This window comes from Streptomyces sp. NPDC028928, assembly GCF_055564915.1.
In genome coordinates, this window is record NZ_JBVHVI010000013.1 from 151,365 (window position 1) to 164,416 (window position 13,052).

16 protein-coding genes are annotated in these 13,052 nt (G+C 72.5%); 10 read left to right on the forward strand and 6 right to left on the reverse strand.

The genetic code is table 11. The annotated features are described in order from the left end of the window. Positions 1 to 38 precede the first annotated feature (38 nt). Positions 39 to 935 (reverse strand): class I SAM-dependent methyltransferase, encoded by an 897-nt coding sequence (locus ACZ4U1_RS29375; protein WP_467907172.1) that lies wholly within the window; start codon positions 933 to 935, stop codon positions 39 to 41. A gap of 304 nt (positions 936 to 1,239) precedes the next feature. Between ACZ4U1_RS29375 and rpsA the strand changes: the two genes are divergently transcribed. The 4 genes from rpsA to ACZ4U1_RS29395 all read left to right on the forward strand — a co-directional run bounded on the left by rpsA (position 1,240) and on the right by ACZ4U1_RS29395 (position 4,990). Continuing rightward, positions 1,240 to 2,736 carry a 30S ribosomal protein S1 gene (rpsA, locus tag ACZ4U1_RS29380; RefSeq protein ID WP_467907173.1) on the forward strand — a complete coding sequence of 499 codons (1,497 nt, stop codon included), beginning with the start codon at positions 1,240 to 1,242 and terminating at the stop codon, positions 2,734 to 2,736. A gap of 222 nt (positions 2,737 to 2,958) precedes the next feature. Next, a complete protein-coding gene (locus tag ACZ4U1_RS29385) occupies positions 2,959 to 3,897 on the forward strand; it encodes a PAC2 family protein (protein ID WP_467907174.1) in 939 nt (312 codons plus the stop codon). Positions 3,898 to 3,942: 45 nt separating this feature from the next. After that, a complete protein-coding gene (gene coaE / locus ACZ4U1_RS29390) occupies positions 3,943 to 4,560 on the forward strand; it encodes a dephospho-CoA kinase (RefSeq protein ID WP_467907175.1) in 618 nt (205 codons plus the stop codon). A gap of 49 nt (positions 4,561 to 4,609) precedes the next feature. Beyond that, on the forward strand, positions 4,610 to 4,990 hold the full coding sequence (locus ACZ4U1_RS29395; RefSeq protein ID WP_467907176.1) for a tetratricopeptide repeat protein: 381 nt from the start codon (positions 4,610 to 4,612) through the stop codon (positions 4,988 to 4,990). A 363-nt stretch (positions 4,991 to 5,353) separates the two neighbouring features. Here the strand turns inward: ACZ4U1_RS29395 and ACZ4U1_RS29400 are convergent, their stop codons facing one another. Then, positions 5,354 to 5,650, reverse strand: a complete 297-nt coding sequence (locus ACZ4U1_RS29400; protein ID WP_467907177.1) for a DUF6343 family protein — start codon at positions 5,648 to 5,650, stop codon at positions 5,354 to 5,356. A 47-nt stretch (positions 5,651 to 5,697) separates the two neighbouring features. On the opposite strand from ACZ4U1_RS29400, the gene ACZ4U1_RS29405 reads away from it, so the two are divergent. From ACZ4U1_RS29405 to ACZ4U1_RS29415, 3 genes are all read left to right on the forward strand, one after another. Further along, positions 5,698 to 6,609, forward strand: coding sequence for an acyltransferase domain-containing protein (locus ACZ4U1_RS29405; protein WP_467907178.1), 912 nt, complete (start codon positions 5,698 to 5,700; stop codon positions 6,607 to 6,609). 62 nt (positions 6,610 to 6,671) lie between these two features. Beyond that, positions 6,672 to 7,364 (forward strand): class I SAM-dependent methyltransferase, encoded by a 693-nt coding sequence (locus tag ACZ4U1_RS29410; protein WP_467907179.1) that lies wholly within the window; start codon positions 6,672 to 6,674, stop codon positions 7,362 to 7,364. Between the two features lie 105 nt (positions 7,365 to 7,469). Further along, positions 7,470 to 7,922, forward strand: a complete 453-nt coding sequence (locus tag ACZ4U1_RS29415; protein WP_467907180.1) for a DoxX family protein — start codon at positions 7,470 to 7,472, stop codon at positions 7,920 to 7,922. Between the two features lie 235 nt (positions 7,923 to 8,157). Here ACZ4U1_RS29415 and ACZ4U1_RS29420 read toward each other — a convergent pair whose 3' ends face one another. Next, the gene (locus tag ACZ4U1_RS29420) at positions 8,158 to 8,946 is read right to left on the reverse strand and encodes an RNA-binding S4 domain-containing protein (RefSeq protein ID WP_467907181.1); all 789 of its coding nucleotides are present in this window, start codon (positions 8,944 to 8,946) and stop codon (positions 8,158 to 8,160) included. A 108-nt stretch (positions 8,947 to 9,054) separates the two neighbouring features. Here ACZ4U1_RS29420 and ACZ4U1_RS29425 point away from each other — a divergent pair, with 108 nt between their 5' ends. Next, positions 9,055 to 9,750, forward strand: a complete 696-nt coding sequence (locus ACZ4U1_RS29425) for a uracil-DNA glycosylase (protein ID WP_467907182.1) — start codon at positions 9,055 to 9,057, stop codon at positions 9,748 to 9,750. A 227-nt stretch (positions 9,751 to 9,977) separates the two neighbouring features. Here the strand turns inward: ACZ4U1_RS29425 and ACZ4U1_RS29430 are convergent, their stop codons facing one another. The 3 genes from ACZ4U1_RS29430 to ACZ4U1_RS29440 form a co-directional block, all read right to left on the reverse strand. Then, complete coding sequence (locus ACZ4U1_RS29430; protein WP_467907183.1) at positions 9,978 to 10,433, reverse strand: GNAT family N-acetyltransferase; 456 nt, start codon at positions 10,431 to 10,433, stop codon at positions 9,978 to 9,980. Then, on the reverse strand, positions 10,430 to 10,849 hold the full coding sequence (locus tag ACZ4U1_RS29435) for a RidA family protein (protein ID WP_467907184.1): 420 nt from the start codon (positions 10,847 to 10,849) through the stop codon (positions 10,430 to 10,432). Before ACZ4U1_RS29435 ends, ACZ4U1_RS29430 begins: the two co-directional genes overlap by 4 nt. A gap of 157 nt (positions 10,850 to 11,006) precedes the next feature. Beyond that, a complete protein-coding gene (locus ACZ4U1_RS29440) occupies positions 11,007 to 11,513 on the reverse strand; it encodes a hypothetical protein (protein WP_467907185.1) in 507 nt (168 codons plus the stop codon). A gap of 245 nt (positions 11,514 to 11,758) precedes the next feature. Here ACZ4U1_RS29440 and ACZ4U1_RS29445 point away from each other — a divergent pair, with 245 nt between their 5' ends. Next, complete coding sequence (locus ACZ4U1_RS29445) at positions 11,759 to 12,190, forward strand: hypothetical protein (RefSeq protein WP_467907186.1); 432 nt, start codon at positions 11,759 to 11,761, stop codon at positions 12,188 to 12,190. Between the two features lie 4 nt (positions 12,191 to 12,194). Continuing rightward, positions 12,195 to 13,022, forward strand: a complete 828-nt coding sequence (locus tag ACZ4U1_RS29450) for a nucleotidyltransferase domain-containing protein (RefSeq protein WP_467907187.1) — start codon at positions 12,195 to 12,197, stop codon at positions 13,020 to 13,022. Positions 13,023 to 13,052 lie beyond the last annotated feature (30 nt).

Here is a 13,052-nt window from a genome sequence, read left to right on the forward strand (position 1 = left end):
AGAACGGCCTCCCCGCGCGCGTGCCCGGCAGGCGGGCCTCAGTCCCTGTCGCAGACGAAGATCGCCGTGCCCGGGATCAGGTTTCCGCGCAGGGGCGACCAGCCGCCCCACTCCGCGGTGTTCCAGGCCGGCCACTCCGGTTCCACCAGGTCCACCAGCCGGAAACCCGAGGCCACGATGTCCCGCACCCGGTCGCCGAGCGTCCTGTGGTGCTCCACGTACACCGCGCGGCCCTCCTCGTCCTGCTCGACGTACGGCGTGCGGTCGAAGTACGACGAGGAGACCGACAGCCCCTCCGGACCCGGCTCGTCCGGGAACGCCCAGCGGATCGGATGCGTCACCGAGAACACGAACCGGCCGCCCGGCCGGAGCACCCGGCGCACCTCGCGCAGCACCAGCCGCGGATCGGCCACGAACGGCAGCGCCCCGTACGCGGAGCACGCCAGGTCGAAGGAGCCGTCCGCGAACGGCAGCGCGCCGGCGTCGGCACAGACCAGCGGAAACGATCCGCCGATCCGCAGCGCGTGCTGCAGCTGGCGGTGCGAGAGGTCCAGCGCCACCGGCCGCGCGCCCTGGGCGGCCAGCCAGCGCGCGCACTGCGCCGCGCCCGCGCCGATCTCCAGGATCTCCTTGCCCTTCAGCTCCTCGGCCGGGCCGAGCAGCTCCGCCTCCACCTCGTCCAGCCCCTCGGGGCCCCACACGAAGCGGTCGTCGCCGAGGAACGTGCCGTGCTCGGTCTGGTACTCGTCCGCGTTGCGGTCCCACCAGCCCCGGTTCGCCCGTGCGCTCTCCGTGACGTCCGCGTCGCGCCGGGTGGCCTCCGGTTCGAACCCCTCGGACCCCTCCGGGCCGTACGCTTCCGGCTCTTGGATGATCGGCTCCCTCGTCGTACTCTTCCGTCCAGCCCGCCGGGACCCGCACGAAGGGGATCCCATGGGCCCGCGTGGCCTGTTGGGACGTTTCTTCTGCCGGGAATGCGGCGATCCGCCCCGGGTGTGCGCCTTCGCGCATTGACCATGTCCGGCCGCCCCCGTATGCTACAAGTTGCGCTGCGGGCCTGCGCACCTCAGACGTAGCAGGCTGCGCTCGCATCTGTTGTATGTCCCCTCGGTTGTCGAGGCGCCATCACCAGTGTCTGGTGAGGCGCTTCCTTGGCTGTCCGGCTTCTGCAGAGCGAAACGGGCTCCCGGCGTAAGCAGTACCTACGACTTCAATGTCCGTACCGGAGCCCTTTCCCACATGACGAGCAGCACCGAGACCACCGCCACCACCCCGCAGGTAGCGGTCAACGACATCGGTAACGAGGAAGCCTTCCTCGCCGCGATCGACGAGACGATCAAGTACTTCAACGACGGCGACATCGTCGACGGCGTCATCGTGAAGGTCGACCGGGACGAGGTCCTGCTCGACATCGGTTACAAGACCGAAGGCGTTATCCCGAGCCGCGAGCTCTCGATCAAGCACGACGTCGACCCCAACGAGGTCGTCGCCGTCGGTGACGAGATCGAGGCCCTGGTCCTCCAGAAGGAGGACAAGGAAGGCCGCCTGATCCTCTCGAAGAAGCGCGCCCAGTACGAGCGTGCCTGGGGCACCATCGAGAAGATCAAGGAAGAGGACGGGATCGTCACCGGTACCGTCATCGAGGTCGTCAAGGGTGGTCTCATCCTCGACATCGGCCTCCGTGGCTTCCTCCCGGCCTCGCTGGTCGAGATGCGCCGCGTCCGCGACCTCCAGCCCTACGTGGGCAAGGAGCTCGAGGCCAAGATCATCGAGCTGGACAAGAACCGCAACAACGTGGTCCTGTCCCGCCGTGCCTGGCTGGAGCAGACCCAGTCCGAGGTCCGCCAGACGTTCCTCACGACCCTCCAGAAGGGTCAGGTCCGCTCCGGTGTGGTCTCCTCGATCGTCAACTTCGGTGCCTTCGTGGACCTGGGTGGCGTCGACGGTCTGGTCCACGTCTCCGAGCTGTCCTGGAAGCACATCGACCACCCGTCCGAGGTTGTCGAGGTCGGCCAGGAGGTCACCGTCGAGGTCCTCGACGTCGACATGGACCGCGAGCGCGTCTCCCTGTCGCTGAAGGCGACCCAGGAAGACCCGTGGCAGCAGTTCGCCCGCACCCACCAGATCGGCCAGGTCGTGCCCGGCAAGGTCACGAAGCTGGTTCCGTTCGGTGCGTTCGTCCGCGTGGACGAGGGCATCGAGGGTCTGGTCCACATCTCCGAGCTGGCCGAGCGCCACGTGGAGATCCCGGAGCAGGTCGTCCAGGTCAACGACGAGATCTTCGTCAAGGTCATCGACATCGACCTCGAGCGTCGCCGCATCAGCCTCTCGCTGAAGCAGGCCAACGAGTCCTTCGGTGCCGACCCGACGGCGGTCGAGTTCGACCCGACCCTGTACGGCATGGCCGCGTCCTACGACGACCAGGGCAACTACATCTACCCCGAGGGCTTCGACCCGGAGACCAACGACTGGCTGCCGGGCTACGAGAAGCAGCGCGAGGAGTGGGAGCGCCAGTACGCCGAGGCGCAGGCCCGCTTCGAGCAGCACCAGCAGCAGGTCATCAAGTCCCGCGAGGCGGACGCCCAGGCCGCTGCCGAGGGTGGCGACGCCGCCGGTGCGGCTCCGGCCGCGGGTGGCGGTTCGTACTCCTCCGAGGGTGCGGACACCTCCGGTGCCCTGGCCTCGGACGAGGCGCTGGCCGCGCTGCGCGAGAAGCTGGCCGGCGGCCAGAGCTGATCGTTGCCGCTGAGGCCTAGCCGATAGCAGGCTCTGAGGGGCCGTACCTTTCGAGGTACGGCCCCTCGGTGTTTTCCGGGTACGGATTCCGGGCTACGGAACGGGCCAGGTGACGGGTCGTCACGATGTGCCGGTAAGAGATCGCTGATCAGCGGCGTGTCGCGGGAATTCCGCTGTTCCAGGGCGCGTTGTCCATGAGGAACACGAGGAGGAGCGGTCACAGTGCTTGATCCGCAGGGTTTGTACGCATGGGAGCCGAAGGGCCTCGCCGTGGTCGACATGGCGCTCGCCCAGGAGTCGGCCGGCCTTGTCATGCTCTACCACTTCGACGGATACATCGACGCGGGTGAGACCGGCGACCAGATCGTCGACCGGCTGCTCGACTCACTGCCCCACCAGGTCGTGGCCCGGTTCGACCACGACCGGCTCGTGGACTACCGGGCCCGCAGGCCCCTGCTGACCTTCAAGCGGGACCGCTGGACCGACTACGAGACTCCGGCCATCGAGGTCCGCCTCGTCCAGGACACCACCGGTGCCCCCTTCCTGCTGCTGTCCGGTCCCGAGCCGGACGTGGAGTGGGAACGCTTCGCGGCGGCGGTGCGGCAGATAGTGGAGCGGCTCGGCGTGCGCCTCTCCGTGAACTTCCACGGCATCCCCATGGGCGTCCCGCACACCCGTCCCGTGGGCCTGACCCCGCACGGCAACCGCACCGACCTCGTCCCCGGCCACCGCAGCCCCTTCGAGGAGGCACAGGTGCCCGGCAGTGCCGAGTCGCTGGTCGAGTACCGCCTCATGGAAGCCGGGCACGACGTGCTGGGCGTCGCCGCACACGTCCCGCACTACATCGCCCGTTCCCCGTACCCGGACGCCGCCCTGACCGTCCTGGAGGCCATCACCGCCGCCACCGGCCTGGTCCTGCCCGGCGTCGCCCACTCCCTGCGCACCGACGCGCACCGCACCCAGACCGAGATCGACCGGCAGATCCAGGAGGGCGACGAGGAGCTGACCGCGCTCGTCCAGGGCCTCGAGCACCAGTACGACGCCGCGGCCGGCGCCGAGACGCGGGGCAACATGCTCGCCGAGCCCGTGGAGATCCCGTCGGCCGACGAGATCGGGCGCGAGTTCGAGCGCTTCCTGGCGGAACGGGAGGGCGACAACTGACCTCCCCCGGTTCCGCCGGCAGAGCCAGGGCCTAAGCTTCCGCTCATGCTGACAGTGGGCCTGACCGGCGGGATCGGCGCCGGCAAGAGCGAGGTGTCGCGGCTGCTCGTGGAGCACGGGGCGGTGCTGATCGACGCGGACCGCATCGCGCGCGAGGTCGTGGCGCCCGGCACGCCCGGGCTCGCGGCCGTGGTCGACGCCTTCGGAGCGGACGTTCTCGCCGCCGACGGCAGCCTGGACCGGCCCCGGCTCGGTTCGATCGTCTTCACCGACCCCGAGAAGCTCGCGGTGCTCAACTCGATCGTGCACCCCCTGGTGGGTGCACGATCCCGCGAGCTGGAGAGCGCCGCGCCCGAGGACGCCGTGGTCGTCCACGACGTGCCCCTGCTCACGGAGAACGGTCTCGCACCCCTCTACGACGTCGTGATCGTCGTGGACGCGAGCCCCGAGACCCAGCTCGACCGGCTGGTGCGGCTGCGCGGGATGACCGAGGAGGACGCAAGCGCGCGCATGGCCGCGCAGGCGTCCCGCGAGCAGCGCCGGGAGATCGCGGACATCGTGATCGACAACGACGTACCCCTGGACGCGCTGAGGAAACGCGTCGCCGAGGTGTGGGACGACCTCGCACGCCGGGCACGGCAGGGCAGCGCGGGCGCGGAATAGCTGCCGCGTCCGGGGCGTTGAACCGCTGGAGCAAGGGAAGGACTCAGCCGTGCCCGAGACCAGCGGTTCCACCGGACGTACGCCGGAAACGCATGTCATCGACTTCCGTGCGGCTGAGCAACTGCTCAACGCACGGGACCCGCGGGGCGCGGTGAAACTGCTCGACGGAGTCATCGCCGCGCACCCCGAGAACACCGCCGCCCGGCTGCTGCGCGCCCGCGCCTTCTTCGCCGCGGCGCAACTGCGGCCCGCCGAGCTGGAGTTCACCATCGTGCTGGAGCGCGAGCCGGACAACGCGTTCGCCCACTTCGCGCTGGCCCGCACCTACGAGCGCCAAGGCCGCCCCGAGCAGGCCAGACGCCACTTCCGACTGGCGGCGGCACTCGACCCGAACCCGGAGTATCTGAAGGCGGCACGCTTCGACGCCTGACGGCGCGGCTTCCGGGTAGGAGCCGGCCAATGGGTGTGCTGGGGGGTGGTGGCATGGTGTCCGGGCTGTCGATCGGACGGCGGATGCGTACGGCATGCGGGGCGCCCCGGCTGCCGCTGAGGCACGGCCTTCTGCCGGCTGGGGCCGGCGCGCGGGCGGCCGGTCACGGAGGGCGCGGCGGATGCTGCCGGTCGGTGCGCCGCGGGTGGACACGCGGCCGGATACGCGGCCTGCCGTGGAGGACGCGGCCGATGCCGTCGGCCGGCGGTGCGAGGCGGACGCTCGCGCCGGTCACGGATGACGGTGCCTCGGTGGTCACGGATGACGGTGCCTCGCCGGTTATGGACGACGGTGCCTCGGCGGTCACGGATGACGGTGCCTTTGCGGCCCCGGGAACGGCGGTCCGTCATCCGGCGGGCGGTACGGCGGTACGTCCCGGCCCGGCTGGTAGTGCGGGCCCTGCCGGATGTGCCGGAGGATCACGGCCATGTCGACGGTGACCAGCAGCCACAACACCCCGCAAGCCGCCGCCCAGCCGGGGCGGCCCACCAGCGCGAACGCCACCGTGCCGAAGGCCGCCCAGACCAGCCCCCACACGCTCAGCCAGAACCGGGCCCGCAGTGCACTGCGCGCGGTCGCCGGTTCACTGCCCGTACGCATCCGGATCACGACTCCTCTCTCACAACGTACTCTTCCCTGGGGGCCATGTGCTGCCGGACACCGATGAGCTGGCCGAGGTCCTGCTCGACCTTGGAGTACCTCACGAGGACATCAACGACCTCGTACGGATGCGCCGGCGGGTGACGGACGACCCGGAGCTGCGGCAGCTCCTGGAGGCGTCGGTCGGGGAGCTGGTCGACGGAATGGGCCGGCTCGGCGGCGGCGAGGTCGACCCGCCCGAGCTGGACTGGGCATCGGGCCCTCTGCAGCGCTGCTTCTCCGTGTACGTGTTCGTCGCGACGCTGCCGTACACGCGCGCGTACCACCGTGAACGTGGCATCCCGGCCGATGTCTCCCGGCGTACCCTCGCCGACCTGGGGCGGAACATGGCCGCGCACCGCAGGCGGTACGGCCGGGCGGGCGTCAAGGCTCCGCGGTGGCTCACCCGTCACTTCTGCGGCGAGCTGTACCAGCTGGGGCGGCTGCAGTTCGAGCGGAGGCGGCTCGGGCAGCGGACCGGGGCCGCCCTCGCGCGGGCGGGGCTCGGGGTGGGGCCGGGCGCGCTCTGTCTGACCCTGCACATCCCCGACTTCCTCGGCCCGCTCACCCCGGCCGCCTGCGACCGGTCCCTCGCGCTGGCCCGGGACTTCTTCGCCCGCCACTATCCGGGGGAGCGGTTCGGGTTCGCCGCCTGCCACTCCTGGCTGCTCGACCCCCAGCTCAAGGAATACCTGGACGCCGACTCCAACATCCTCCGTTTCCAGGGGCGCTTCCGTGTCGCCCTGTCGGACACGGAACCGGCCGACACCGAACCGGTCCGGTTCGTCTTCGGGGACCCGGACCTGCTGGTCGCGGAGCTGCCGCGGCGCACGTCCGTGGAGCGGGCCATCGGCGACCACCTGCGGGCGGGCGGTCACTGGTACATCGGCCACGGATGGTTCCCGCTGCCCGGGAAATGACTCGAACGAGTGAACCGGGGCTGGAGGGGAACGGGCGTGCTACGGCGGTCCGTTGATCGGGCATGACGGTCGAAATGCGTGAGGGATACGGGGGCACGGGACCCGGTGCGATCACCCCGGACGGCTGCGCGGTCGAGCTGTACGCACGGCTGCCGGTGGGCGACGAACCGGACATCATCGCCGCGGCGGTACCGGCCGGGGCGCACATCCTGGAACTGGGCAGCGGCGTGGGCCGGGTGACCCACCCCCTGCTGGAACGCGGCTTCACGGTCACGGCGGTGGACGAGTCCGCCGAGATGCTGGCCCGGGTCCGCGGAGCGCGCACGATATGCGGCCCCATCGAAAACCTCGACCTGGGCGAGAAGTTCGACGTGGTGATGCTCGCGTCGTTCCTGGTGCACGCCGGGGACGAGGAGGTGCGCAGGGGCCTGCTGCGCACGTGCGTCCGGCATGTCGCGGACGGCGGCTGCGTGCTCATCCAGCGGGAGGGCCCGGACTATCACACCAACGTGCCCAGGGAGCGGGTGGACCCGAGCGGCTTCACCGTGCGGATCGCCTCGGTGGAGCCGGCCGGGGAGGGGGTGAACTCGGTCCACGCGGAGTATGTGTTCCCGGACGCGGTCTGGACCCAGACGTTCCTGACCAGACCCCTGACGAAGGAGCAGTTCGAGTCGGCGCTGGCGGAAGCGGGACTGGAGGTGGACGCGTATCTGACACCGGACGGGATGTGGGTGAGGGCGGTACCGACGGCGTAGGAGCACGCGCTCGCTCCCATCGTGCCGACGGACGGCGATGAGTTCTCGGCCTCCGGCCGGTCTATCTCGGTGAAAGCAACCGGGACCGCCACACCAGGAGACCTCATGTCCGAGAGCACCGCCCCCGCCGGCTCCACGGCGACGTCCACGGCCTCCCCCGGCCCGCTCACCGGTCGGACGCGCGGAGCCCGGGTCGCCCTGCGGACGGTGCAGGTGCTGCTCGCCCTGTTCTACGGCGTCGCGAGCGCCCTGCCCAAGCTCATAGCGCACCCGACGGCGGTCGAGTCCTTCGACAGGATCGGCTGGGGCAGCGGGGCCATGTACGCCATCGGTGCGCTGGAACTCGCCGGTGCGATCGCGCTGTTGGTCCCGGTGCTGCAGTCCGTGGCGGCGACCGCTCTCGGCGCGCTCATGGTGGGGGCGTTCATCGTCCAGCTCACCGCGTTCGACGGCCAGAACGCGGCGACCCCGCTGATCCTGATCGCCCCCCTGGCCCTGATCGCCTGGACCCGCCGAGCCCACAACGGAGACCTGCTGCGGCTACTGAGCCGACGGTGACACCCACGCCGGTTCACTGCCGCTGCAGCCGGTCGGGTTGGGGGAGCCCGACCGACGGCAGCAGCGGCGGGCGTTGCCGAAGACACGGGGTGCCCCTTCGGCGCCCTTTCGGCGCCGCGAGCCGATGGGTGGGGGCGGGTGGGTTGGCCTCCGGGGCGGGGCGGGGCGGGGCGGGGGCGGGAAGGGCCACCGTGCCCCCTCGAGACGCCGCCTGTGGCGGGCAGGCCCCGTCGGCTCACCGCCCGCGGGATCGCCCACCGGAACCACTGGAGCCACCGGCCCCGGAGCCACCGTGACCCCCCGAGCCACCGCGGCCACCCGAGCCACCGGACGCCCGGCCACCGCGTCCACCACGGCCGCCGGATTCACCGGACCCGCCACGGCCGCCGGACTCACCGGACCCGCCAGGTCCGCCCCGGCCGGCCGAGGCGCTGGGGCCGCTCGGGCGGCTCGGGCCGCTCAGGCCGCTGAAGCCGGGGAGGCCGGCGAAGCCCGTGGGGGTGCCGGGGCCGGTGAGGCTGCGGAGGCGTTCCAGTTCGCGGCGGTCCCGCTTGGTGGGGCGGCCGGTACCGCGGTCGCGCAGACCGATGGGGGCGACGGCCTCGCGCGGCGGGGGCGGAGGGGAGTTGTCGATGTAGCACTGGACGGCCACGGGCGCGCCGACCCGCTTGCGGATCAGGCGCTTGACGATCACGACGCGTTCCCGGCCCTCGTGCCGGAGCCGTACCTCGTCGCCGATGCGCACGGAGTAGGCGGGCTTCACCCGCTCGCCGTTCACGTGCACATGCCCGCCCCGGCAGGCGGCGGCGCCGAGGGAGCGGGTCTTGATCAGGCGGACGGCCCAGATCCAGCTGTCGATGCGGACGGTCTCGCCGTTGGCGGGCCCGGCGGCCTCGGCAGCGGCCACCGCGGCGGCGATCTCGGGGTCGCGCGGCTGGTCGGCGGCGGGGCTGGTTCCACCCGGCGTGCCGGTCCCCTCGCCGGTCCCACGGTCCACGTTCTCGTCCGCATCCTCGGAAGCCATGCCCCGACCTTAACGCCCCGGGCCCGCCGACCCGGAAGCGTTTTCGCGGCACCCGCACCAGCCGCTCCGGCACGGGGGTCGACTGGTCCCGGGGCATACCGTGGCCGTATGGACGACAGCAGTGCCCTCGCCCGGCTGGATCGGCGTGTCGCCGGCTGCCGGGCCTGCCCCCGGTTGGTCGAGTGGCGTGAGGAGGTGGCCCGTACCAAGCGGGCCGCGTTCGCCGACTGGACGTACTGGGGCAGGCCGGTGCCCGGATTCGGCCCGGCCGACGCCCGGCTGGTGATCATCGGGCTGGCCCCGGCCGCGCACGGAGGCAACCGCACCGGCCGTATGTTCACCGGCGACCGTTCGGGAGACGTGCTGTATCAGGCGCTGTACGACGTGGGGCTCGCCTCGCAGCCCACCTCCGTCGCCGCCGATGACGGACTGGAGCTGTACGGCGTGCGGGTCACGGCGCCCGTGCACTGTGCGCCGCCGGCCAACAAGCCCACCCCGGGTGAGCGTGACACCTGCCGCCCCTGGCTGGTCCAGGAACTGGCGCTGCTCCGGCCGACACTGCGGGCCGCGGTCGTGCTCGGTGCCTTCGGCTGGCAGGCCGCGCTGCCCGCGTTCGCGGAGGCGGGCTGGACCGTGCCCCGACCCCGCCCGGCCTTCGCCCACGGCACGCGGGTCGCCCTCGACGGCCTGGACCTCTTCGGCTGTTTCCACGTCAGCCAGCGCAACACCTTCACCGGCCGGCTCACCGCCGACATGCTCCGCGAGGTGCTGCGCACGGCGGCGGAGGCGGCCGGGCTGCCGTAGACCGGAAGCCGAGATCCCTCAGCCGGCGCCGACGCCGGTGTCGGCCTCCGCCCGGTCACGTCAGCCGGTTCCGATCCGCACGGGTGCCGCGGCGCGGGTGCCCCGGCCTGACGGAGGACAGCCTGGAGACCGCGGGCGTGGCCCGCGACTGCGCCGCCGCCGTCGTCGTCGGCCGTCGGCGGCGGCCGGCGACGTGAGCCCGCGCCGACGGCTCGGCTGCGGCCGGCTCATGGGCGCCAGACGTACCGGACGTCCGGCTCCCGCTCCTCGTTGCCGCTGCCGTCGGTGAACTCGACCGCGGTGAAGCCGTGCCGTTCGTAGAAGCGGTGGGCGGGCTCGTTGACCTGGAAGGTCCACAGGGCGAGGCCCTGGGGGCTGCGCTCCTTCGCGAGCGCGACGAACCGGTCCCCGATGCTCCGCCCACGCCACTCGGGGTCCAGGTACAGCTGGGACAGCTCCTCCCCGTCCAGGACCATCAGCCCGACCACCCCGGCCCCGGGCGCCTCCGCCACCCAGGCCTCCTGGTACGGCACCACGACCTCCCGGAAGTACGCCCGGACCTCGTCGTCGGTGTGCGGCCGGACGACCGTCGGCAGCGCGGCGGTGAAGGAGCGCAGATAGACGTCGGCGACGGCGAGGGCGTCCGCCGCCCCGGCACGGCGGAGTACGGCTGTTTCCGTCATCGGTCCCCACCCGTCCGCTCCGGCACCACGGCGGTGGCTGTGATCTCCACCAGCTGACCGGTGTATCCGAGACACGCCACGCCGAGCAGCGTGGAGGAGTGCGGACCCGCGCTCAGCCCCGAGGCCTCCACGACTTCCCACACCGCGGAGAGCACCGAGGGCTCGCTGCTCACGACGTACACGTCCGTCGCCACCACGTGCGCCAAGTCGCTGCCGACCACCCGCAGTTGCTCCTGGAGATTGGCGACCACCCGCTCGGCCTGCCGCACGGGGTCGCCGGGGCCGACGAGCGTCCCGTGCTCGTCGAGCGGCACCGCCCCGGCGAGGAACGCGAGCTTCGTGCCGGCCTCGACGACGGAGGCGTGGGAGTAGGTCGGCGGAGGGAAGAGAGCGGGGGCGGTGACACGCCGGATCATGAGGGCGGCTCCTGGAAGGGTCGGCGGGCGGGCCTGCCGATCATCGGACCTCCTCGGCCCCCGCGCACCTGAATTAACGGGCCGGGCGGGCGTCAGGCGGCCACCGGCAACCGAGCGCGGTCAGGCGCCTTCGCCCGCGTCACCACCGTCAGCCCTGTCAGGACCCCTCTGGCCTGCGGGGCCCCACTCCGCGGCCCAGGCCGGGGGAGCGCGGCGCCGGCAGGTCGATCAGGTCGCTCACCCCGCCGACGCCGTGGACCCCGGCACCCGGGAGCGGGCGCACCTGCGGACCATCGCCGCGATGGCCGCGCCGCACCCCCTCAGCCACACCGTCTTCACCTGCGCAGCCGTGCGTACGACCGCATCGGCACCCCCCGTCGACCTGGGGCCGCTGGACGACGTCCACGCGCGCGAACCGGCGTGCGCCGGGCCCGTTGGCCGTCGCCAGCGAGCCCCGCGTGCCCGGTTCCGGGATGTCCGTCGCCGGTGTCAGCAGTCTGCGCGTGCGCAGCTCCGCGATGCCGTTGCCCGCCCTGCGTCCCGCCACGACCGGCGGCACCCGGTCGACGGCGGCCAGCACCCGGGCCACGTCGTCGGCGGTCACCGGCAGCGGGTGCGGGGCGGCCGCGCAGCGCAGTACGTCGGCCGCGTCCGCGGTGTCCACGTCATGGACGACGGCTGCCGTGACGTCGTCCCCGGCGAGGGTGTCCAGCAGGGAGCCGCCCCGGGCGTGCAGCCGGTCGTACAGGTCGGGGGCGCGGTGTCCGGCCCGGAGCGCGCGGCCGAGCAGGGACAGGGCGAGCGGGTGCCCGCCGGCCGCCTCGGCCAGCGCCGCGTCGCCGCCGACGAGGTGCCAGGCGTGCAGGGTGACCGGATGGAGGTACCAGCGCTCGCCGTCGGCGGGAGCGGATGGCGGCCTTCGATCTCCAGGTCGAGCTGGTCACCCGGATCGGCGTACAGGAACTGGCCCCGGGCACCGGCAGCCTGCGCGAGGCGCTGTCGTCGCTGAAGGCGCTCATCGACTTCACCCGCGCCACGCCGCACACCTACAGCATCCGCCTGGAACAGGGCGCGCCCGCGGGCTCCGTCACCGTGGAGAGCCTCGCCTACGCCCTGATCAACGACGCCCTCCGGCCCTTCACCACCACCTGGCATCCCCGGCTCGCCGCGTACGAGGCGCGCCGCCCGGCCGACGTCCCGCCCCTCGACCACGAGCTGGCCTGGCCGGAGGCCGAGGAGATGCGACGCGGACTCGCGGCCCTGCGCGAGCCGTTGCTGCGGATCACGGAGGGGCTCGCCGGAATTTCAGGAGCGGACTTCGGGGTGGCCGCGCCAGGCTGAGCGCATGCCTGAGTCTTCCGACACCCAGTCTTCCGACACCCAGTCTTCCGGCACCCAGTCTTCCGGCACCCAGTCTTCGGACGCCGACTTCCTCGCCGCCACCGCCGACCGCCTGGCCGCCCTGCCCACCGTCCGGGCCGTGGCCCTCGGCGGTTCCCGCGCCGAGGGCACCCACCGCCCGGACAGCGACTGGGACCTGGCCGTCTACTACCGCGGCCCCTTCGACCCGGCCGGCCTGCGCGCCCTCGGCTGGCCGGGCGAGGTCTCCGACATCGGCGGCTGGGGCGGCGGTGTCTTCAACGGCGGAGCCTGGCTGACGATCGACGGCCGCCGGGTCGACGTGCACTACCGGGACCTGGACGTCGTCGAGCACGAGCTGGCCGAGGCGGAGGAGGGCCGCTTCCGGGTGGAGCCGCTGCTGTTCCACCTGGCCGGCATCCCCACCTACCTGATCGTGGCCGAACTGGCGCTGAACCAGGTCCTGCGCGGCGACCTCCCGCGCCCGGCCGCCTACCCGCGAGAACTCCGCCGCACCGCCTTCGACCGCTGGTCCGGCACCGCCCGCGCCACCCTCTCCTACGCCAAGGCCCACCACGCCCCGCACGCCCGCCTCACCGAAACCGCCGGAGCCCTCGCCACAGCCGCCACCCAGTCCGCCCACGCCGTCCTCGCGGCCCGCGGCGCATGGGTGACGAACGAGAAACGACTGCTGGAGCGGGCCGGGCTGCGCGGGATCGACGCGGTCGTGGGCGCCCTGCGGCCCGAGCCCGAGGCCCTCACCGCCGCCGTGACCGAAGCCGAGGAGATCATCACCAGCGCGTTGCGTTCATAAAGAAAACGGCCGTTCCGGCAGCTTTCACAC